Origin of the sequence: Isoptericola sp. NPDC056605, assembly GCF_042792795.1 — a bacterium.
GTDB lineage: Bacteria > Actinomycetota > Actinomycetes > Actinomycetales > Cellulomonadaceae > Isoptericola.
In genome coordinates, this window is record NZ_JBHTVT010000004.1 from 78,475 (window position 1) to 99,263 (window position 20,789).

At 75.5% G+C, this 20,789-nt stretch carries 19 protein-coding genes, 1 pseudogene and 2 riboswitches; of the genes and pseudogenes, 11 read left to right on the forward strand and 9 right to left on the reverse strand.

Annotated elements, in window-relative coordinates; genetic code table 11:
* The first annotated feature begins 112 nt into the window (after positions 1–112).
* Together ACFQ8Y_RS05905 and ACFQ8Y_RS05910 are read left to right on the forward strand one after the other, a co-directional pair.
* Positions 113–2,842: a Tat pathway signal sequence domain protein gene (locus tag ACFQ8Y_RS05905; RefSeq protein WP_430584903.1), complete on the forward strand. Its 2,730-nt coding sequence runs from the start codon at positions 113–115 to the stop codon at positions 2,840–2,842.
* The gene (locus ACFQ8Y_RS05910; RefSeq protein WP_430584904.1) at positions 2,839–3,939 is read left to right on the forward strand and encodes a GDSL-type esterase/lipase family protein; all 1,101 of its coding nucleotides are present in this window, start codon (positions 2,839–2,841) and stop codon (positions 3,937–3,939) included. The genes ACFQ8Y_RS05905 and ACFQ8Y_RS05910 overlap by 4 nt, the downstream gene beginning before the upstream one ends.
* A 19-nt stretch (positions 3,940–3,958) precedes the next feature.
* Here the strand turns inward: ACFQ8Y_RS05910 and ACFQ8Y_RS05915 are convergent.
* Positions 3,959–5,042 (reverse strand): annotated as a pseudogene (locus tag ACFQ8Y_RS05915) (DNA polymerase IV).
* 137 nt (positions 5,043–5,179) lie between these two features.
* On the opposite strand from ACFQ8Y_RS05915, the gene ACFQ8Y_RS05920 reads away from it, so the two are divergent.
* Positions 5,180–5,755 carry a DoxX family membrane protein gene (locus ACFQ8Y_RS05920; protein ID WP_430584905.1) on the forward strand — a complete coding sequence of 192 codons (576 nt, stop codon included), beginning with the start codon at positions 5,180–5,182 and terminating at the stop codon, positions 5,753–5,755.
* Positions 5,756–5,807: 52 nt separating this feature from the next.
* Here the strand turns inward: ACFQ8Y_RS05920 and ACFQ8Y_RS05925 are convergent, their stop codons facing one another.
* The gene (locus tag ACFQ8Y_RS05925) at positions 5,808–6,278 is read right to left on the reverse strand and encodes a winged helix-turn-helix transcriptional regulator (protein WP_430584906.1); all 471 of its coding nucleotides are present in this window, start codon (positions 6,276–6,278) and stop codon (positions 5,808–5,810) included.
* A 155-nt stretch (positions 6,279–6,433) separates the two neighbouring features.
* Here ACFQ8Y_RS05925 and ACFQ8Y_RS05930 point away from each other — a divergent pair, with 155 nt between their 5' ends.
* From ACFQ8Y_RS05930 to ACFQ8Y_RS05965, 8 genes are all read left to right on the forward strand, one after another.
* A complete protein-coding gene (locus ACFQ8Y_RS05930; protein ID WP_430551177.1) occupies positions 6,434–7,015 on the forward strand; it encodes an NADPH-dependent FMN reductase in 582 nt (193 codons plus the stop codon).
* 116 nt (positions 7,016–7,131) lie between these two features.
* Positions 7,132–7,263, forward strand: a riboswitch (SAM riboswitch).
* Positions 7,264–7,285: 22 nt separating this feature from the next.
* On the forward strand, positions 7,286–7,909 hold the full coding sequence (locus ACFQ8Y_RS05935) for an NADPH-dependent FMN reductase (protein ID WP_430584907.1): 624 nt from the start codon (positions 7,286–7,288) through the stop codon (positions 7,907–7,909).
* Positions 7,906–8,472, forward strand: a complete 567-nt coding sequence (locus ACFQ8Y_RS05940; protein WP_430551175.1) for a flavin reductase family protein — start codon at positions 7,906–7,908, stop codon at positions 8,470–8,472. Before ACFQ8Y_RS05935 ends, ACFQ8Y_RS05940 begins: the two co-directional genes overlap by 4 nt.
* 17 nt (positions 8,473–8,489) lie before the next feature.
* The gene (locus ACFQ8Y_RS05945) at positions 8,490–9,683 is read left to right on the forward strand and encodes an LLM class flavin-dependent oxidoreductase (protein ID WP_430584908.1); all 1,194 of its coding nucleotides are present in this window, start codon (positions 8,490–8,492) and stop codon (positions 9,681–9,683) included.
* 9 nt (positions 9,684–9,692) lie between these two features.
* Positions 9,693–11,120, forward strand: a complete 1,428-nt coding sequence (locus ACFQ8Y_RS05950; protein ID WP_430584909.1) for an LLM class flavin-dependent oxidoreductase — start codon at positions 9,693–9,695, stop codon at positions 11,118–11,120.
* A 34-nt stretch (positions 11,121–11,154) separates the two neighbouring features.
* Positions 11,155–11,889, forward strand: coding sequence for a GNAT family N-acetyltransferase (locus tag ACFQ8Y_RS05955; RefSeq protein WP_430584910.1), 735 nt, complete (start codon positions 11,155–11,157; stop codon positions 11,887–11,889).
* A 142-nt stretch (positions 11,890–12,031) separates the two neighbouring features.
* Positions 12,032–12,424, forward strand: a complete 393-nt coding sequence (locus ACFQ8Y_RS05960) for a hypothetical protein (RefSeq protein WP_430584911.1) — start codon at positions 12,032–12,034, stop codon at positions 12,422–12,424.
* Positions 12,425–12,474: 50 nt separating this feature from the next.
* Positions 12,475–12,840 carry a nuclear transport factor 2 family protein gene (locus tag ACFQ8Y_RS05965; RefSeq protein ID WP_430562273.1) on the forward strand — a complete coding sequence of 122 codons (366 nt, stop codon included), beginning with the start codon at positions 12,475–12,477 and terminating at the stop codon, positions 12,838–12,840.
* Between the two features lie 31 nt (positions 12,841–12,871).
* On the opposite strand, the gene ACFQ8Y_RS05970 is transcribed toward ACFQ8Y_RS05965, so the two are convergent.
* The 7 genes from ACFQ8Y_RS05970 to ACFQ8Y_RS06000 form a co-directional block, all read right to left on the reverse strand.
* The gene (locus tag ACFQ8Y_RS05970; RefSeq protein ID WP_430584912.1) at positions 12,872–13,891 is read right to left on the reverse strand and encodes an aldo/keto reductase; all 1,020 of its coding nucleotides are present in this window, start codon (positions 13,889–13,891) and stop codon (positions 12,872–12,874) included.
* 111 nt (positions 13,892–14,002) lie between these two features.
* A complete protein-coding gene (locus ACFQ8Y_RS05975) occupies positions 14,003–14,521 on the reverse strand; it encodes a gamma carbonic anhydrase family protein (RefSeq protein ID WP_430551168.1) in 519 nt (172 codons plus the stop codon).
* Between the two features lie 19 nt (positions 14,522–14,540).
* Positions 14,541–15,932 (reverse strand): NtaA/DmoA family FMN-dependent monooxygenase, encoded by a 1,392-nt coding sequence (locus tag ACFQ8Y_RS05980; protein WP_430551167.1) that lies wholly within the window; start codon positions 15,930–15,932, stop codon positions 14,541–14,543.
* 81 nt (positions 15,933–16,013) lie between these two features.
* Positions 16,014–17,255 (reverse strand): LLM class flavin-dependent oxidoreductase, encoded by a 1,242-nt coding sequence (locus tag ACFQ8Y_RS05985; RefSeq protein ID WP_430584913.1) that lies wholly within the window; start codon positions 17,253–17,255, stop codon positions 16,014–16,016.
* A gap of 190 nt (positions 17,256–17,445) precedes the next feature.
* Positions 17,446–18,765, reverse strand: coding sequence for an LLM class flavin-dependent oxidoreductase (locus ACFQ8Y_RS05990; RefSeq protein WP_430584914.1), 1,320 nt, complete (start codon positions 18,763–18,765; stop codon positions 17,446–17,448).
* Positions 18,762–20,090 (reverse strand): O-acetylhomoserine aminocarboxypropyltransferase/cysteine synthase family protein, encoded by a 1,329-nt coding sequence (locus tag ACFQ8Y_RS05995; protein WP_430584915.1) that lies wholly within the window; start codon positions 20,088–20,090, stop codon positions 18,762–18,764. The genes ACFQ8Y_RS05990 and ACFQ8Y_RS05995 overlap by 4 nt, the downstream gene beginning before the upstream one ends.
* Before the next feature lie 14 nt (positions 20,091–20,104).
* Positions 20,105–20,218, reverse strand: a riboswitch (SAM riboswitch).
* 86 nt (positions 20,219–20,304) lie between these two features.
* Positions 20,305–20,772 (reverse strand): GNAT family N-acetyltransferase, encoded by a 468-nt coding sequence (locus ACFQ8Y_RS06000; protein WP_430584916.1) that lies wholly within the window; start codon positions 20,770–20,772, stop codon positions 20,305–20,307.
* Positions 20,773–20,789: the final 17 nt, after the last annotated feature.

Genomic DNA, 20,789 nt, shown 5'->3' on the forward strand with positions numbered 1-20,789 from the left:
GGGCCGTCGGGTCCGGTTTTGCACGTTTCACGATCGGTTGCTCACTCTCCTCGCACGATGGGCACGTCCACCGACGGACAACGCACCCACCGTCACGAAGGAGTGACCCATCGTGGTCGACGTCAGCCGCCGTACCGTCCTCACCTCCGCCCTCGCCGCCGGCGCGGTCGCCGCGCTCAGCGCGCGCACCGCGAGCGCCGCGCCGGCCACGGCCGCGGTCCCGCTCGTCCCCACCGGGCACGACCCGGTCGACGTGCGCTGGCTGGAGGGTGGCGCCCCCGCCGCCCTCGCCGGCGGCTCCACCTGGGGCGTGCCCTGGCCGCGCGGCGCGCTGGCCGGCGACCAGACCTTCGCCCTGGCCACCGCGGCCGGAGAGTCCGTGCCCGTGCAGACCTGGCCCACCGCGTGGTGGCCCGACGGGTCGGTGAAGTGGACCGCGCACGCGGTGAGCGAGTCCGCGCCGCGGGCCGACACCTACCGGCTCGCGCCGGGCACCCCCGCGCAGGGCGCGCACACGATCACCGTGCAGGAGAACCCGGGCCGCGTCGTGGTGGACACCGGCGTCGTGCAGGTCGAGTTCGGACGCCAGGGCGACAAGATCGTCCGGGCGATCCGTCGTGGGCGCGACGTGGTCGCCAAGGACGGGCGGCTCGTCGTCCAGCGGCAGGACTCCCCCGACACCGACCGTGGCGCGAAGCTCGGCTTCGAGGAGTTCGCCGGAACGGTCGAGAAGGTCACCGTCGAGCAGTCCGGCCCGGTGCGCGCCGTGGTCAAGGTCGAGGGCAGGCACCGCAAGGGACGCCGCGACTGGTTGCCGTTCGTGCTGCGCTTCGCCCTGTTCGCCGGGTCGGACGGCATCCGGCTGGTGCACACGTTCTTCTTCGACGGCGACGAGGACAAGGATTTCGTCACCGGGCTCGGCGTGCGGTTCACCGTGCCGATGCGGGGCGAGCTGTACGACCGGCACGTCCGCTTCGCCGGCCCGGACGGCGGCGTGCTCGCCGAGGCGGTGCGCGGTGTCACCGGGATGCGCCGCGACCCGGGCGAGGCGGTGCGCACCGCCCAGGTCGAGGGGCGGGCGCTGCCCGACCCGGCCACCTGGGACCAGCGGGTCACCACCCGCCTGAAGTGGATCCCCGCCTGGGGCGACCACAGCCTGTCGCAGCTGACCGCGCACGGCTTCGAGATCCGCAAGCGCACCGGTGCGGGGCACTCGTGGATCCGGTCGGACGCCGGCACGCGCGCGCCCGGCCTGGGCTACGTGGGGACGCCGTCCGGCGGGCTCGCCTTCGGGATGCGCGACTTCTGGCAGCTGCACCCCACGGAGCTGGAGATCACCGGCGCCGCGACGGACGAGGCCGACGCCACGGTGTGGATGTGGTCGCCGCGCGCCGAGGCGATGGACCTGCGCTTCTACCACGACGGCATGGGCCAGGACACGTACCCCGAGCAGCTCGACGCGCTCGAGATCACCTACGAGGACTACGAGCCGGGGTTCGGCACCCCCTACGGCGTCGGGCGCACCACCGAGCTGATGTTCTGGGCCCTGGCCGCCACGCCCACCGCCGCGCGGTTCGCCGAGCTCGCCGCGGCGACCGCCACCCCGCCCCTGCCCGCGAGCACACCGCAGCACCACCACTCCGCGGGCGTGTTCGGGTCCTGGTCCCCGGTCGACCGGTCCACGACGGCGAGGTCGACCATCGAGGACCGCCTCGACGCGATCCACCGCTACCACCTGGAGCAGGTGGACCAGCGCTCCTGGTACGGCTTCTGGGACTACGGCGACGTCATGCACTCCTACGACGGCGACCGGCACCAGTGGAAGTACGACGTCGGCGGCTACGCCTGGGACAACTCCGAGCTGTCGACGGACCTGTGGCTCTGGTACCACTACCTGCGCACCGGCGACGCGCAGGCCTTCCGCTTCGCCGAGGCCATGAGCCGGCACACCGGCGAGGTCGACCAGTACCACCTGGGCGAGTGGAAGGGGCTGGGCACCCGGCACGGCGTGCAGCACTGGGGCGACAGCGCCAAGCAGGTGCGCATCAGCAACGCGAACTACCGGCGCTTCGCCTACTTCCTCACGGGCGACGAGCGGTCCGGCGACCTGCTGCGCGAGCTGGTCGACTCCGACCGCACCTACCTGGTCCTCAACGCGGGCCGCAAGGTGGACGGCTCCACGGGCGAGTACGACCCCGACCCGACGGCGCTCCCGCTGAGCAAGACCACCGACTGGGGCGCCATCGCCGGGGCGTGGCTCACCGAGTGGGAGCGCGGGGGCGACCCGCGGGCCCGGGAGCGGCTGCTGGCGAGCGCGCGGTCGATCGCCGCGCTGCCCAACGCGTGGGTGCAGGCCGGCTCCACCTACGACCTGGAGACGGCGACGTTCAGCTCGGGCCCGGAGAAGGCGGTGGAGGTCGGCAGCCTCAGCTCCGTGTTCGGCCTGATCGAGGTCATGACGGAGCTGCTGGACCTGGTGGACGAGCCGGAGGTCGAGGCCCGCTGGGTGGAGTTCTGCCGCCTGTACAACAGCTCCAAGGCCGAGCAGAAGGAGGCGACCGGCTCGGACTGGGGCAGCCTCAACCTCAAGCAGTCGTACTCCCGCGCCACCGCGTACGCCGCCGTGCGGCTCGACGACGACGCGCTCGCCGCCCGCGCCTGGAAGGAGCTCGCGACCGGGCACGCCGGCTACCCCGACGACATGGACTGGGGCACGCACCGGGTGGAGCCGCCGGCCGTGCTCCGCGCGGTCGACGAGGCCGGCTTCTCGTCCAACGCGTCGGCGCAGTACGGGCTCGCGGCGATCCAGTGCCTCGCCCTCGTCGGGGAGAAGCTGTCGTGAGCGCCGCACCGCGTGGACGCCGCGCCGCGGCGCTCCTGCTCGCCGCGGCCGCCGTCGTCACGGGAAGCCCGGCCGCCTCGGCGAGTCCGGCGGCCGACGCCGGGCGGCCGGGCCTCGGCGGCCCCCGGCCGGACGCCGCGCTGCTCGAGGCGTGCACCGGCACCGCCCCGGTCGTGTGCACCTACCCGGACCTGCCGCCCGGCCACTACGACGTCACCGTGATGCTGGGCGACCGGCACGGCCCGGCCGGCACCGAGGTGCAGGCCGAGGCCCGGCGCCTCATGGTCCCCGCCGTCGACACCGCCGACGGCGAGCTGGCCCGGCGCACGTTCACGGTCAACGTGCGCGACCCCGAGAGCCAGCAGAACCAGCCCGCCGGCGAGGGCACCCCGGGCCTGACGCTCACGTTCACCGGCGACGCGCCGCACGTCGCCGGGATCGGGATCCGGCCCGCCGACGTCCGCACCCCGCGACTCGCCCTGCTCGGCGACTCCACCGTCACCGACCAGGGCGGTGCGCCCTACACCGGGTGGGGCCAACGCCTGCCCGCGCACCTCCGGCTCGGGGTGAGCGTCGTCAACCACTCCGGCTCCGGCGAGAGCACGGTCTCCGTGCTCGCCAAGCCGGAGATGTTCGACGCCCTGGTGCCCCAGCTGCGGCCCGGCGACGTCGCGCTCGTGCAGCTCGCGCACAACGACAAGACCACGACCGCCGAGCAGTACCGCGCCAACCTGACCGAGATCGTCACCCGGGTGCGGGCCACGGGAGCGACTCCCGTGCTCGTCACCCCGATCGTCCGGCTCCGGTTCGACGGCGACCAGCTCGACTCCGCCGGCCTCATCGAGACCGCCGCGGGCAGCCTCCCGCAGCACGTCCGTGACGTCGCCGCCGACCTCGACGTCGACCTCGTCGACCTCACCGCGCTGAGCGAGGAGCTGGTCGAGGGGCTCGGACCCGTGGACGCCCAGCCGATCTACCTGGTCCGGGAGAACGGCGACCGCACCCACACCTCGTGGTACGGCGCCGGCGTCTACGCCGACCTCGTGGCGGGCGAGCTGCGCCGGCTGGGGCTGGTGCCGGAGCGGTACTGGCGCTGAGCCCTCGTGCCCACGTGGCTCAGATCCGCCCGCGCACCGGCGTGGTCGCGGCGTCCGTACCGTCCTCGGGCATGACCATCTCGGCGCGCACGCCGAGCAGCCGCACCTCGCGGCCGGGCTCCAGCCCGGCCGCGAGGTCGAGCACCGCGGCGGTCACCTCCTGCAGGGAGCGCGTCGGCGCCGGCAGCTTCCGCGACAGCGTCCTGGTGAAGAACGGCGCGTAGCGCACCTTCAGCCCCACCCGGAAGACGGCCCGCCCCTCGGCCTCGGTGTCGGCGTGCGCCTGCGCCGCCAGCTCCCGCAGCGCCGCAGCGACCTGCTCGGGCGTCGTGAGGTTGCGCTGGTACGTCGTCTCGCGGCTGTGCCCCCCGGGCCACCCACGGGGTGTCGTCGACGACGGCGGAGCCCTGCCCACGGCCCAGCTCCCCGTACCAGGCGCCCAGGCGCGGCCCGAGCTCGCCGACCAGGACGGCCTCGTCCGCGGCGGCGAGCCGCGCGACCGTGTCGATACCGTGCGCCGCGAGCCGCTTCGACACCTTCGCTCCCACGCCCCACAGGTCGACGGTCGGTCGCTCCCCCATCACGTCGAACCAGTTCTCGGCGGTGAGCCGGTACACGCCCGCCGGCTTGCCGAACCCGGTCGCGATCTTCGCGCGGACCTTGGTGTCGCCGATACCCACCGAGCAGTGCAGCGAGGTCGCGTCGAGCACCGCCCGCTGCACGAGCCGGGCGAACCCCTCCGGGTCCTCGCCGTCGTACCCGAGGAACGCCTCGTCCCAGCCGAGGACCTCCACCACCGTGCCCAGCCCGCGCAGCGTCTCCATCACGTGGGCGGAGGCCTCCTCGTACACCGGGCGGTCCACCGGCAGGAGGACGGCGTCCGGCACCTTGCGGACCGCCGCACGCAGCGGCATCCCCGACCGGACGCCGAACGCCCGCGCGTCGTACGACGCGGTGGAGACCACCGCGCGCTCCGTCGGGTCGCCGCGCCCGCCGACGATCACCGGCCTCCCCGCGAGCTCCGGACGCCGCAGGATCTCGACCGCGGCCAGGAACTGGTCGAGGTCGACGTGCAACACCCAGCGGAAGCTGCGCGGGCCCATGCCCCGAGTCTGCGTCACCTCCCTGCGGGTGACGAGCGGGCGAAAACCGCGGCCCCGCGCATCCGGCGCCCCGACGACGCCTCTCTCCCAGGGCGACCACCCCCGGGTCGCACCACCCCCTGGAAGAGAGCACCACCATGTCCGTCTCCACCCCGACCCGCCGCCCGACCCACCGCCCGACCGCCGGCGTCCCCGCCCCCGGCACCCCCGCCGACCCGGCCACGCGCCGCCTCCCGAACGCGCTCGCCGAGCAGGTGGCGCTGCGGCTCGACGTCGCCGTCACCGCCCTCGCCCGGTTCCTCACCCGGTGGTCCGTCCCGGCGCTGCGCGTCGCGCTCGGGCTCGTGTTCCTCGGCTTCGGCGTCCTGAAGTTCTTCCCCGGCGCCAGCCCCGCCGAGCAGATCGCGGGCCGCACCGTCGAGACGCTCACCCTCGGGCTCGTCCCCGCCGCGACCGCCGTCGTCCTGGTCGCGGTCATGGAGACCTTCATCGGCCTCACCCTGGTCAGCGGGCGACTGCTGCGCGTGGGCCTGGTCGTCCTCGCCGTCGCCATGGTCGGGATCCTGTCGCCCGTCGCGCTGTTCGGCGACGAGCTGTTCGGGCACGGCATGACCCTGCTCGGGCAGTACGTGCTCAAGGACGTCGTCCTCGTGGCCGGTGCGGCCGTCGTCGCCTCGTGCGCACTCGGGGCCCGCCTGCGGCTCGAGGCGTGAGCGGACCGCCGCACCCGCCCCGCGTCATCGTCGGAGGGCCGCCGACCACCGGTCAGCGGCCCTCCGGCACGCCGTCCTGCGACGCCCGGCCGACCCCGCGCCGCCGGTCGTCCGCGCGGCGGTGCGCGTCGATCGTCGGCCCGTGCCGCTCGCCCCACCCCGCCAACGCCGCCAGCGGCACCAGGAGCGACGCACCCAGCCCCGTCATCGCGTACTCGACGCGCGGGGGCACCTCCGGGTAGACGGTCCGCGCGACCAGCCCGTCCCGCTCGAGGCGCCGGAGCGTCACCGCGAGCAGCCGGTGGGAGATGCCCTCGACCCTGCCGAGCAGCGTCGTGAACCGCACGGGCCCGGCGCCGAGCTCGGCCAGCACCACCAGCGACCACTTGTCACCCACGCGGTGGAAGAGCTCCCGGACCCTGCGCCGGTCGTCCTCGCCCGCGCACGCCGAGCCCGCCGCACCGTCCCAGGTCCCCGCGCCGTCCCAGATCTCCGCGCCGTCCCCGATCTCCGTGCTCGCCATGCTCGCTCCGTCCCGATCCGCACCCCGGGGTGCGTGACGCACTTCATGGTGCGGGTGGCCGACCGGGCATAGGGCACCGGTCACCGGAGGTTCCCGCCATCGACCACAACACGTCGGGGCGACCGAGATCGTCCCGACCCGACGGAAGGCGCACCATGACGACGATCGCGATCATCACCGGCAGCACCCGACCCGGCCGCTACAGCGAGCGCGTCGCGCGCTGGGTGCTCGACGTCGCGGGACGGCGCGACGACGCCCGCTTCGAGCTGGTCGACCTCGCCGAGCAGGACCTGCCCCACCTCGACGAGCCGGTCCCCGCCTCGGGCGGGCAGTACGCCGGCGAGCACACCCGGCGGTGGGCGGCGACCGTCGCCCCGTTCGACGGCTTCGTGTTCGTGACCCCCGAGTACAACCACTCGGTGCCCGGGGTCCTCAAGAACGCCCTCGACTACCTGTACGCCGAGTGGAACGACAAGGCGGCGGGGTTCGTCGGCTACGGCGTCCTCGGCGGTGCGCGGGCCGTGGAGCACCTGCGCCTGGTCGCGGCCGAGCTGCAGCTCGCGACGGTCCGCACGCAGGTGGCGCTGTCGTTCCACCACGACTTCCGCGAGTACCGCGAGCTCGACCCGGAGCCCCGGCAGCGCGCCGCGCTCGACGAGCTCCTGGACCAGGTGGTGGCCTGGTCGGACGCCCTCGCTCCGCTCCGCGCGGCGCGGGCGGCGGCCGCCGCGGCCTGACCGACCCGTCGGGGAGGACGCGGCGCGGTCGACCGTGGACCGCACCGCGTCCGGATCGTGAGAATTCTCGGGAGCAGCCTGGCGTTCTGCGAAACGGCTGCTATACCTCCGCCCCAGGTCAAGAGCCCCAGCGCGAAGCCCCGGCTGGCTGGGCAGCAACCCCACGTCACGGCGGGGTGCTCCGGAGGATGACCAGGCCGCCGGCCGGCCCGTCCGCGGGCCGAGACGCCGCGCGGCAAGCGTGATCGACGGACTTGCGAGGTACACCCGATGACCGAACCCACCCGCCCCTCCGCCGCCTCCGTGGTGGTGGTCTCCGGCAACCCGCGCGAAGGCTCGCGCACCCTGGCCGCGGCCGAGGCCGCCGGGCGCCGCGTCGCCGAGCTGCTCGGCACCACGGACGTGGCGACGATCGAGCTCGCGGCGTTCGCGGGCGAGATCCTCACGGCCGCGCACCCGGCCGCCGACGAGGCGAAGGACCGCCTGGCGCGCGCCACGGTCGCCGTCGTCGCGACCCCCGTCTACAAGGCCTCCTACACGGGTCTGCTCAAGTCGTTCCTCGACCTCTACGGGCCGGACGGCCTGGCGGGCGTCGTGGTCGTGCCGCTCGTCGTGTCCGGCAACCCGGCGCACGCGCTCGCCGGCGAGGCGCACCTGCGGCCCGTCCTCGTGGAGCTGGGTGCCGTCGTGCCCACCCGCACCCTGACCCTCACCGAGGCGCAGCTGCCCGACCTCGGCGAGGCGCTCGACCCCTGGTTCGCCCGCTGGGCGACGCCGCTGCGGCGCGCCGCCGGCGTACCCGCCGCGCCGGCCGCCACCGCCACGGCCGCCACCGCCACGACCACCACCACGACGGACGCCACCGCCGCCGAGCTGACGGGAGCCGCCCTGTGACCACGGAGCACACCCACGCGCACACCGACCTGTCCGCCCTGTCCGAGATCGAGGAGCTCCTGGCCCAGCAGGACGAGCCCCAGCTGTCCCCCGACGAGTTCAAGACGGTCTTCCGCCAGCACCCGGCAGGCGTCGCCGTCGTCGCGCTCGCGCACGAGGGCCGCCCCGTCGGGTTCACCGCCACGTCCGTGATCTCCGTGTCGGCCGCGCCGCCGCTGCTGGCGTTCTCGCTGGCGTCCACCTCCTCGTCGTGGCCCGCCGTCTCGGAGGCCAGCACGCTCGCGATCAGCTTCCTCGCCGACCACCAGGACCACCTCTCCGCCCGGTTCGCGACGAGCGGCATCGACCGCTTCGCGGACGGCGGCTGGACGGCCCTGCCCTCGGGCGAGCCCGTGATCGACGGGGCGGTCTCGTGGGTGCGGGCCCGGGTGGTGCAGCGGACGCCGGTCGGCGACAGCTACCTGGTGTCCCTGCGCGCGCTGCAGTCCGGGTCGGACGACGCCTCGCCGCTCGTCTACCTCGACCGGACCTACCACCGGCTCGGCGACGAGTCCCAGATCTGAGAGGCGGCCCCCGCACCATGACCACCCTGACCTCTCCCTTCCTCGTGGGGCTCGACGTCGACGGCGCGGGCGCGCACCCCGCGGCCGTCACGAGCACCGGGATCGCCGTGACCGAGCTCGTCTCCGCCGCACGGCTCGCCCGCACGGTGCGCCGCGCCGAGCACGCCGGCGTCACCTTCGCCACGTTCGCCGACGCCCTGCTGCCCGCGGTCGCGGGGTCGCCGGCCTCCGCGCGGCTCGACGCCGTCACGCGCGCGGCGTTCGTGTCCCGCACCACCACGGCGATCGGCCTGGTGCCCCAGGTGCCGACCACCTACCCGGAGCCGTTCCACGTGGCGGCCCAGCTCGCGTCCCTCGACATCGCGGCCTCCGGCCGGGGCGGCTGGCTCGCCGGCACGACCCGCACCCCGGAGACGGCGGCCGCCTACGGCCGCGACGACGTCGCCGACCTCGCCCGCGAGGCCCGCGACGTCGTGCAGGTCGTGCGCGACCTGTGGGACTCGTGGGAGGACGACGCCGTGATCCGCGACGTCGCCACCGGCCGCTACGTGGACCGCGACCGGCTGCACCACGTCGACTTCGTCGGCGAGAGCTTCGCCGTCAAGGGCCCGCTCATCACGCCGCGCCCGCCCCAGGGTCAGCTCGTGGTGCTCGCGGCGGCCGCCGACGTCGCGCCCTCGGTGCGCGCCGAGCCCCTGGTCGACGTCGCACTCGTCGGCGGCACCGACGTCGCCACCGCCCGCGCGGCGGCACGCGCCGCGACGGCCGCGGGGACCGGCGGGCCCGACGGCGCCGCCCGGGCGGTGCTCGACCTGGAGGTGGTGCTCGACGCCGGCGGCCGCACCGCGACCGCCCGGCTCGCCGAGCTCGACGCCGCCACGCCCTCGGGGGCGCGCACCGGCTGGGGCACGGGCGCGCTGCGGTACACCGGCGACGCCCCGGGCCTCGCCGGCCTCCTCGCCGAGCTCGCCGCGTCGGGCGACGTCGCCGGCGTGCGGCTGCTGCCCGCCGTCCTCGACGCCGACCTCCCGGTGCTCTCGGGCGACGTGCTGCCCGCGCTGCGCGCCGCCCGGCTCACCGCGCCGCCCCGCGCGGGCGCCACCCTGCGGGAGACGCTCGGGCTGCCGCGCCCCGCGAACCGCTACGAGACCCGACCCGACGCCGGCACCCGGGCGCGGCACGCCGCCCCGACCGCCGTCGCGACCGCCTGAGGAACTCCGATGACCACACCGACGACACCGCACGCCCCCGACGCGCCGATCACCCGCCCCCGCGCGCAGGTGCACTTCGGCGTCTTCTTCCAGGGCGTCAACCACACCACCATCTGGTCCGACCCGGAGTCCGGGTCGCAGACGGACTTCGCCTCCTTCGAGCGCGTGGTCCGCACCGCCGAGCGCGGGCTGTTCGACGCGTTCTTCCTCGGCGAGGGCCTGCGCCTGCGCGAGACCCGCGGCCGGATCCACGACCTGGACGTCGTGGGCCGCCCCGACGCGATCACCCAGCTCGCCGCGCTGGCGGCGATCACCGAGCGCATCGGCCTCGTCGCCACCCAGAACACGACGTATCACGACCCTGCCGACCTGGCCCGGCGCCTCGCGAGCCTCGACGTCCTGTCCGGCGGGCGGGCGGCGTGGAACGTCGTGACGACGGACAACGCGTGGACCGGCGAGAACTTCCGCCGCGGCGGCTACCTCGACCACGCCGACCGCTACGAGCGGGCCGCGGCCGTGCTGGCCGTCGCCCGCGGGGTCTGGGACGCGTTCCCGGACGGCACCGACGGCGACGTGGCGCGGGTGACCGTGCCCGGCGCCGACCTGCGCACCCCCCGCGACCTGGTGCTCGACGTCACCACGCCCCGCAGCCCGCAGGGCCACCCGGTGATCTTCCAGGCGGGCGACTCGCCCCAGGGGCGCGACTTCGCCGCCGCGCACGCCGACGTCATCTTCTCCCGGCACGGCGCGGTGCTCGCCGACGCGCTGGAGTTCGCGGCCGACGTGCGCCGCCGCGTCGTCGCCGCCGGACGGCCGGAGGACGACGTGAAGATCTTCCCGGGCACCGCGATCGTCGTCGGCGACACCCCGGCCGAGGCCGAGGAGAAGGCGCGCTGGGTGCGGCACGCCCAGGTCACGCCTGCCACCGCGCTGTCGATCGTCGGCAACATCTGGGGCGAGGACCTCTCGTCGTACGACCCGGACGGCCCCCTGCCCGCGCACGACCCGGTGGTCGAGGAGCTGGGCGGCGAGCGCGGCTCCGCGACCACGGGGGCGCGCACGCACGAGGTCGCCCGGCAGTGGCGCGCCCTCGCCGAGGCGGAGCACCTGTCGATCCGCGAGCTGGTGATCCGCAACGCCGGCGAGCGCGGCTTCACCGGCACCCCCGGCGCCGTCGCGGACGAGCTGACCCGCTGGGTGCGCACCGGCGCCGTCGACGGGTTCAACCTCAGCCCGTGGATCGTGCCGTCCGGGCTGGACGACGTCGTCGAGAAGGTGGTGCCCGCACTGCAGGAGCGCGGGGCCTACCCCACCGCGTACGAGGGCGTCACGCTGCGCGAGCACCTCGGGCTGCGCGAACCGCTCACCCGGCGAGCCCGGAGCCGGTCCGCGACCGTCGACGCCGACAGCGAACCGACGCTCGTTCCCGCGCCCTGAGCACGTACTCTGCGACGGCAGACCAGGAGGCGACATGACCACGACCACCACGCCGGACGCTCCCGCCGGCACGCTCGGCACCGCGTCCGAGGCCGTCCTCGACAACCCGCGCTGGTCGTCGCTCACCGGGGCGCACGCGCACCTGGCGGAGGGCAACGAGCTGGTGCTGCGCTACCCCGCCGACGTGTCCCCGTTCGCCGCGGTCCGGTCGTGGGACGACCCGGACGTCTGGGACGCGATCGTGGAGGTCGCCGGCCACGGCGCGGAGTTCCCGGGGCCGCCGGCGGACGTGGCACTCCCCGCGGGGTGGGAGCGGGCCTCGCTCCACGAGGGCGTCCAGCTCGTCGAGACGGACCGGCTGACCACCCGCCCGGACGACGAGGCGATCGTGCTCGGCGCCGACGACGTGCCCGACATGCTCGCCCTCGTCGAGCGCTCGCGGCCGGGCCCGTTCCTGCCGCGCACGTACCTCATGGGCCGCTACGTCGGGTTCCGGCGCGACGGACGCCTGGTCGCGATGGCCGGCGAGCGGCTGCAGCCGGAGGGCTGGACCGAGATCAGCGCCGTGACGACCGATCCCGACCACCGCGGCCAGGGCCTGGCCACCCGCCTCGTGCTCGACGTCGCGCACCACGTCCGCGAGCGCGGCGCCCGGCCCATGCTGCACGCGGCGGGGAACAACGCGAACGCGATCCGGCTCTACGAGAACCTCGGGTTCCGGCTGCGCGCGCGCACCGCGTTCGGCGCGATCCGCACGCCGCTCGCCTAGGGCGTGACCGAGGGCCGTGCGGGGTGGCGAAAGAGCCGGTTCCGGCGGAACGGGTGCCCTCGTCCCTGCGGACCGGTGCAAGTCCTCGACGTGTGACGACACCAGTGTGGTGAGGGCGCCCGTGCTGCACCACAGACGCCTGATGACGGCGACGAGAGCGGGGCGGCGGATGCGCGGGCGCGGGATGTCGAGCGTGGCCCTGCTGACGGTCGGCATGGCCGTGCTCGCGGGGTGCCAGACGGCACCCGGGCCGAGCGTCGACCCCGACGTCGTCGTCGCCCGCTACGAACCGACGGGCGCCGGAGGTGACCAGGCCCTCCTCCGAGGCCGGGTCGCCGCGGTCCACGGGTGCATCGTCGTCGACGACGAGTCCTCGGACACGGTCTACACCGCGATCTTCCCTGCGGAGGCGCCGATCCCGCCTCTGGGCGAGGACGTCGAGCTGGTGGGAGGGGCGCACGACCGGTTGCCTGACGGCGTGACGACGAACGGCTGCGAGACCGCGCCGTTCTGGCTCGTGTCTGCCGACGCGTGAGGGTGTCCACGCCGGCGCGGTACGGGCTCGGCGGTGCGTAGGCTCGGGCGATGAGCCTTCTTGCTGCAGAGCACGCGCTGCACGCCGCCCAGCGCGCCGGAGACGTCGACGCGCTCGAGGCGTTGCTGCACCCTCGGTGCGTCGGGGCGGGCCCGGACGGGTCCGTCTTCTCCAAGCACGACGACCTCGAGAGCTACCGCTCCGGCTTCCTGCAGATCACCCGCCTGGAGGAGGAGTCGCTCGAAGTCCAGGAGGACGTCGCGAGCGGGACGACCCGGCTGGTCGCCGCCGTGGACGCGATCCAGGGCGGCACCGCCGTGTCCGCGCGGTTGGTCTACACGCGCCTCTGGGTGCGTGCCGACGAGGGGTGGCGGGTGCTGGCTGCCACGCTCGCGCCCGCCGCCGAGCCGGCCTGACCGGCCCGGCGGCCGCTCGGGCCTGCAGCGCTCAGGCCTCCAGCAGGTCGGGCTGCGGGTGCCGCACACCCTGCACGGCGCCGCGCGGGATGGCGGCGGAGATCGCCGCCAGGTCGTCGGGCCCCAGGTCGAGCGACGCGGCGGCGACGTTCTGCTCCAGGTAGCGCAGGCGCTTGGTGCCGGGGATGGGCACGATGTCCTCGCCCTGCGCGAGCAGCCACGCGAGGGCGAGCTGTGCGGTGGTGACCTCCCGGGCGGCGGCGAGGTCCTCCAGCGCCCGCACCAGGGCGCGGTTGTGCTCGAAGGCCTCCCCGGCGTAGCGGGCGTGCTTGCGGCGCACGTCGTCGGCGGCCAGGTCGGTCACCTGGTCGACCGTGCCGGTGAGGATGCCGCGCCCGAGCGGGGAGAAGGGCACGAACCCGATGCCGAGCTCGCGCAGCGCGGGCAGGACGGCGTCCTCGGGGTCGCGCGTCCAGAGCGAGTACTCGCTCTGCACGGCGGTGACCGGGTGCACGGCGTGCGCGCGGCGCACCGTGTCCGCGCCCGCCTCGGAGAGCCCGATCGCGCGGACCTTGCCCGCCGCGACCAGCTCGGCGAGCGCGCCGACGGTCTCCTCCACCGGCACCTGCGGGTCCACCCGGTGCAGGTAGTACAGGTCGAGGTGGTCCGTGCCGAGCCGGGCGAGCGACCGGTCGATCGCGGCGCGCACGTACTCCGGGCGCCCGTCGACGGGGCGACCGTCGGGATGCTTCCCGAGCCCGAACTTCGACGCCAGCACGATCCGGTCGCGCTGCGGGCCGAGCACCCGCCCGATGAGCTCCTCGTTGCGACCGGCGCCGTACACGTCCGCCGTGTCGATCAGCGTGACGCCGAGCTCGAGGGTGCGGCGCAGCACGGCCTCGGCCTCCGCGGCGTCGGCCGGGCCGTAGGAGTCGGCCACCGACATGCCGCCGAAGCCGACGGCCGAGACGGTGAGGGCGTGGGCGCCGGCGCCCAGGGTGCGGGTCGGCAGTGCGCGCGTGGGCAGGGTGCCCGTGGAGGGTGTCGTCATGCGCGCAGCCGACCACCCCCGCGGCGGCCCCGCAAGGCCGGCGGCGCGCCTCTCGGATGCTGGACGCCCGGCCCCGCCGATGGGCGTCGCCGCCGGTGTCAGCCGGCGGTGTCAGCCGATCGAGCGGCGGTGCCGCTCGGCCAGCTCCTGGTACTCGATCGCGTTGCGGCGCACGCGCTCGGCGCCCTCGGCGTCGAGCGGCCCGCGGTCCTTGGCGGGGACGCCCACGGCGAGGTGCCCGGCGGGGATCTCCTGCCCCTCGCGCACCAGCGCCCCGGCGGCCACGAACGCGCCCTCGCCCACGACGGCGTGGTTCAGCAGCGTGGCGCCCATGCCGACCAGGCTGCCGTCCCCGACGGTCGCGCCGTGGATGATCGCGCCGTGCCCCACGCCCACCCCGGCGCCGATGGTCGCGGGCACGCCGGTGTCCGTGTGCACCACGCAGTTGTCCTGGATGTTCGACCCCTCCCCGAGCACGATCGCGTCCATGTCGCCGCGCAGCACGGCGCCGTAGAACACGCTGGCGCGCGGCCCGATGCGCACGCGACCGATGATCGTCGCCGTCGGGGCGACCCACGCCGTGGGGTCGATCTCGGGGGTGTGGCCGTCGAAGGGGAGCACCGTCGCCATGACCCGGACCCTACCGTCGTCACACGCCGGCGGCCGTCACCTCCGCCCGGGCGGAGTCTGCGCGCACGGGCGCGGGCAGCCCCAGGTTGTCCCGCAGGGTCGAGCCCGAGTACTCGGTGCGCAGCGACCCCCGCTCCTGCAGCAGCGGGACCACGCGGTCGACGAACTCGTCGAGCCCGGTGGGGACCAGGTGCGAACCGAGCACGAACCCGTCCGACCCGTCGCGCTGCACGAAGTCGTCGAGGGCGTCGGCGACCTGCGCGGGCGTGCCGACGAAGCTGCCGCGCGTGAACTCCTCGATCGCCGTCTGCCGCAGCGAGAGCCCCTCGGCCTGCGCCCGCGCCCGCAGGCGGGCGACCGTGGCGGGCCGGTCGGCGTGGATGAGCGCCCGCCCCGCGATGAACGGGGGCGCGTCCACGAGGGGCTCGACGTCGGGCAGCGGGCCCTCGGGGTCGTACCCCGACAGGTCGCGGTTCCAGATCTGCTCCAGCAGGATCTGCGCCGTCCGGCCCGGCACCTGCTCCTCGCGCACCCACCGGGACCTCTCGCGGGCCTCGGCCTCGGTGTCCCCCAGCACGAAGGACGCGCTGGGCAGGATCTTCAGGTGGTCGGGGTTGCGCCCGAGCCGCGCCGCCCGCGCCTTGACGTCCACGTAGTACTCCCGCGCCTCCTCGAACCTGCCGTACGGCGAGAAGATCGCGTCGGAACCGGCCGCGGCGAAGTCCCGCCCCTGCGGGGACACCCCGGCCTGCAGGATCACGGGGTGGCCCTGCGGCGGCCGCGGGACCCCGAACCGTCCCGCCACGTCGAACTGGGGGCCGGAGTGCCGGAAGGCGCCGGCGCCGCGCGGGGCGAACACGCCGGCCTCCTTGTCGATCACGAGGTCGTCGTCGGCCCAGGAGTCCCACAGCTCGCGCACGGTGGCCAGCGTCTCGGCCGCGCGCTCGTAGCGCTCGGAGCGGTCGAGGAAGCCGCCGCGCCGGAAGTTGGCCCCCGTGAAGGCGTCGAAGCTCGTCACGACGTTCCACGCCGCGCGCCCGCCCGAGAGGTGGTCCAGTGAGGCCAGCTGGCGGGCCAGCTCGTACGGCTCGTTGAACGTCGAGTTGATCGTGCCGGCGAGGCCCAGGTGGTCCGTCACGGCAGCGAGGGAGGCCAGCACGGTGAACGTGTCGGGGCGCCCGACGACGTCCTGGTCGAAGACCTCGCCGTCGCGCTCGCGCAGGGCGAGCCCCTCGGCGAGGAAGAAGAAGTCGAAGCGCCCCCGCTCGGCGGTGCGCGCCGTGTGCTCGAACGACGAGAAGTCGATCTGGCTGCCCGCCTCGGGCAGGTGCCACAGGGTGTGGTGGTTCACGCCGCCCAGGTAGGCGCCGAGGATGATCTGCTTGCGGGGCTTGTTCTCGGGGATGCTCATGGTCGGGTCCTCTCGGTCGGCGGTGTCACGGTCGGCGGTGTCACGGTCGGCGATGCCACGGTCGGCGCTGCCAGGGCCGTCTCAGACGGCGGCGAAGCGGTTCGGGACGTCCGCGGGCAGGCCCAGCAGCCCGCGCAGGGTGGCGCCGTCGGCGTCGTAGGAGGTGCGCGCGAGCCCACGGCGCCGCAGCTCGGGCAGCAGGTCGGCGGTGATCGCGTCCAGGTCGTCGGGCAGGACGGCGGGCCGCAGCCGGACGCCGTCGTACCCGAGCCGCACCCACGCCTCCACGACGTCGGCGACCTCGGCCGCGCTGCCCACGACGACGCGCACGTCGGTGACCCACGGCCCGCCGGCACGGTCGTCCAGGCGCGCGAGGCGGTCCGCGCCGCGCTCCCCCGGGGTGTCCAGCACGACGGCGAGGTCCGCGACCACACGCAGCGGCTCCCCGGTGCGCCCGACGCGCTCCTCGGCCGCGCGCACGTCGGCGAGCACGGCCGGGGCGCCGGCGTCGTCCGCGGGCGTGACGAACACGACGTCGCCCGCCCGGGCGGCCGCCTCGTACGGGATCGCGGCGTGCGCGAGCAGGGTCACGACGGGCTGGCCCTGCGGCGGGCGCGGCGTGATCGACGGCCCGCGCACCGAGAACCAGGGCGTCTCGGCGTCGACCCGGTGCACCTTGTCGCGGTCGATGAACCGGCGCGTCGCGGCGTCGCGGATCTCGGCGTCGTCCTCCCACGAGTCCCACAGCGCGCGCACGGTGTCGACGACGGCGACGGCCTCGTCGAACAGGTCGGCCACGTGCTCGGCTCCGCGCACCGCGAGGAAGTCCTCGAACGCGACCTCGGGCACCTCGCGACGGCCGGTCAGGGCCGCGTCGGCGGCGACCGCCGACACCCGCACCTGCCAACCCGCGCGCCCGCGGCTCGTGTGGTCGAGCGTGGCGAGCGCCTTGGAGACGTGGAACGGCTCGGTGTGCGTGGTGGTGACCACGGGGACGAGGCCGACGTGCCGGGTGGCGGGTGCGACCCGCGCGGCGACCAGCTCGGCGTCGAGCCGCACCCGCACGCGATCGACGCGCTCCCCGTCCGGGTCGTCGTACGGCACCGTCGGCAGGCCGAAGCTGTCCTCGAAGGTCACGAGGTCGACGAGGCCCGCCTCGGCACGCCGGGCGAGGTCCACCCAGTAGTGGGGGTCGGTCAGGGCCTCGGGGCGGGCCGCCGGCTCCCGCCACGCGGCCGGGTGCCAGCCCGCGCCGTCGAGGGCGACGGCGACGACCGGTCGCACGGCCGACGGGATGCTGTTCGGGGTGGTGGTGCTCGACATGTGCTGCTCCTCGAAGTCTGCGTCGATGTCCGTGCCGCCGCGGGGCCCGGGGCCCCGGGGCGATGACGGCCGGTCCCGGTGTCGGGAACCTAGGTCCGCGGCGCGCGGCGCCCCAGGGTTCCGGCCGAGCGTCTCTTCAGGTGAGACGGTCGGCCCGGCAGGCCGGCGGCGGACGCCCCGGCCGCCACGGTCAGAAGCTGCGGAGGTTGGCGCGCAGGCCACCCTCGGCGTGCTCGGTGCGCAGGATCCCCCGGCGGCGCAGGATCGGCACCAGCACGTCGAGCGTGCGGTGCACGGTGACCGGGTGCAGGTCGCCCCACAGCAGCACGCCGTCGTTGCCCCACTCGCCGAGCTCCTCGATCAGGTCGGCGAGCTCGTCGGCCGTGCCGACCCACCCGCTGCGGTCGGCGATCCGCCCGGCCCGCGCGAACGCGGTGAGCAGGGCGCGCAGCGGCGTCGTCGCGACGTCGTGGTCCCCCACGAGCCGCCGCACCGACCCGTGCGACACGTGCTCGCCGAACGTCCCCGGCGGCAGCGGCGCGTCCAGGTCGAGGGCGGTGAGGTCCGTCTCCAGGTCGCTCGACTGCTGCTCGGCGACCCGGAGCAGGGTCGCCTCGTCCGGGCGCGCCGACGCAGCGACCACCCGGTCCGCCTCCTCGGGGCTGGACACCAGCACGGGCTTGATCGCGAAGAGCACCTTGACGTCCTCGGGCGCCCGCCCCGCGTCGCGGGCCGCGGCGTGCACCTTCGCCCGGTAGGCGCGCACGCCCTCCTGGGTCAGCGGGGCCAGCGCGAGCTGCACGTCGCTGTTGGCCCCGGCGAACCCGAGGCCCCGGGCCGACCCGCCGGGCGAGACGATCGCGGGCTCGTCCCCGTCCGGGAACGGGATCGCGTTCAGCGGCCCGTCGAACGCGTAGTGCTCGCCGCGGTGACGCACCGGCCGCAGCCGCGACCCGTCGGCGTACCGGCCGGTCACCGGGTCCGCGACGAGCGCGCCGTCGTCCCAGCTGCGCCACAGGTCGCGCACCCCCGCCAGCCACTCCTCGGCCCGGTCGTACGCGGCGTCGTGGGACAGCGGTGGCGCGTCGGAGAAGTGCCGCGCGCTGCCGACGTCCGTCACGACGTTGATCCCGAGCCGTCCGCCGGACAGGTGCTGGAGCGACGCGAGCTGCCGCGCGGCGGTGTACGGCAGGACGGCGGCCGGGTTCACGGTCGGCACGACGCCGAGGTGCCGCGTCGCGGCGAACAGGTACGGGGCCAGCAGGAGCGGGTCGTGCTTGGGCCCGCCGAACGCAGCGCGCACCCGCAGGTCGAGCGTCTCGGGCCCGCCGAGGGACGGCGCGTCCTCGATGATCAGCAGGTCGAGCCCGGCCTGGTCCAGCGCCCGCGCGGACTCCTGGTAGAGGTCCGGCCGGGTCCAGTCGTAGCCCCACCCGAGGGAGTCGTGGCCCCAGCCGTGCGGGCCGAAGCCGCGCGCGAGGAACCAGCCGAGGTGCTGCAGCCGGGTCATGCCGCCACCGCCTTGAGGCCGCGCTCGAGGTCGTCCAGGAGGTCGGGCAGGTCCTCGATGCCGACGGACAGGCGCAGCGTGCCCGGGTGGACGCCCTGCGCGGCCTGCTCGGCCGGGGTGCGCAGCACGTGGCTGGTGCTCGCCGGGTGCAGCACGAGGGAGCGCACGTCGCCCACGTGCGTCATGTGCGTGACGATCCCCAGGCCCTCGACGAACCGGCGCGCCGCCGACGCGCCGCCGTGGAGCGTCACCTGCAGGACGGCGCCCTGCCCGTCGGGCAGGTAGCGGCGCGCGAGCCCGTCCGACGGGCTCGAACCGAGGCCCGGGTAGTCCACGTGGTCGACCTCCGGCCGCCCCTCGAGGAACCGCGCGACGGCCAGCGCGTTCGTGCTCTGCCGTGCCACGCGCAACGAGAGCGTCTCGACGCCCTGCCCCACGAGGAACGCGTTGATCGGCGACGGGGTCGGCCCGAACCGCGGCGCGACGCTCTCGCGGAGGTAGGCGATCCGGGCCCGGCCGCCGTGCCGCTCGACGAGGCTCGCCCCGCCGAGCCGCGACGGGGCGACCAGGTGCGGGTACAGCCGGCCCGACGCCTCGGCGTCGAACGTCCCGGCGTCGACCACCACCCCGCCCAGCACCGACCCGTGCCCGGCGAGGAACTTGCTCGCGGAGTGCACCACGACGTCGGCGCCGTGCTCGATCGGTCGCAGCAGGTACGGGGTGGCCAGCGTGTTGTCGACGACGAACGCGAGACCGCGGGCGTGCGCGACCCGCGCGATCGCGGCGAGGTCGTGCACGTCGCCGCGCGCGTTGGGGATCGACTCCAGGAACACGACCCGGGTGTCCGGGGTGATCGCCCGCTCCCACGCGCCGACGTCCGCCGGGTCCGCGACGAAGTCGGTCTCGATCCCGAGGCGGGGCAGGTTCTCCAGGAGCAGCCCCCGCGTGCCCTCGTAGAGGCTGGGCGAGGCGAGCACGCGCTGGCCCGCGCCGACGAGGCCGAGGAGCGTCGTCGTGATCGCCGCCTGGCCCGAGGCGAGGAACAGCGCCTCGGCACCGCCCTCCAGGCGGGCGATCCGGCGCTCGACGGACTCCGTGGTCGGGTTGCCGTGGCGCGTGTACGCGTATCCCTCGCCGGCGCCGAAGTGCGCCTCGGCGTCCTCGTAGCCGGCGAACCGGAACCCCGCCGTGAGATGGATCGGGGTCGCTCGAGGGCTCGCGCTCCCAGGGCCGTCGCCCTCGGAACCCCCGGCGTGGACCTGTGTCGTCGTGAACCCGTGGGGCCGGGTCGGGTCGGTGGGGTGCGTCTCGGTCAGGGTCGTCAACGTCGTCTCCTGGAGAACCGTGCTTACCCCCGCGCGGTCGCGCAGCGGTCAGGTCGCTCCCGGGGCACCCCGTCACGTCGAAGGGTTGCCGGCCAGCCAGCCGGGCCTTGGCACTGGCGCTCGTCACCTGGGGCGCAGGGAAGCCGACGAGGGCGCGGCCGTCAACCCCGGTCCGGCGCGGTCTCGTATGCCGGACCCGCACGTGCTGTCCCGGCTACCGCAGCGACCTGACGAAGCAGACGCTCGACTCGGGCGGGTAGGGCGGGTACGGCGGGATCCGCCGCCACCCCTCGCGCTCGTAGAGCGCGACCGCCTCCGGTTGCAGCACACCGGTCTGCAGCCGCAGCTCGCCGATCCCCCGCTCCCGCGCCGAGCCCTCCACCGCCGTCAACGCCGCGGCCGCCAGGCCGCGCCGCCGGTGGGCGGGGAGCACGAAGAGCCGCTTGACCTCGTACGTCACCGCGTCGGTCGCCGCGTCCGGCGTGCCGAGCCGGCGCAGCGACGCCGTCGCGACAGGCTCGTCGCCGACGAGGGCCAACCAGGTCACGAGGACCTCCTCGGCCGTCGGCACGACCTGGAGGCCGCCGGGCGCGCGCGCCGCGAACAGGCGGGCCCGCTCGGCGCGCAGGGCGGCGTAGCGGGGCGCGAGGTCCGCGTCCATGGCGTCCCGGAGGGCGGCCACGCGGGGGTCGTCCCATC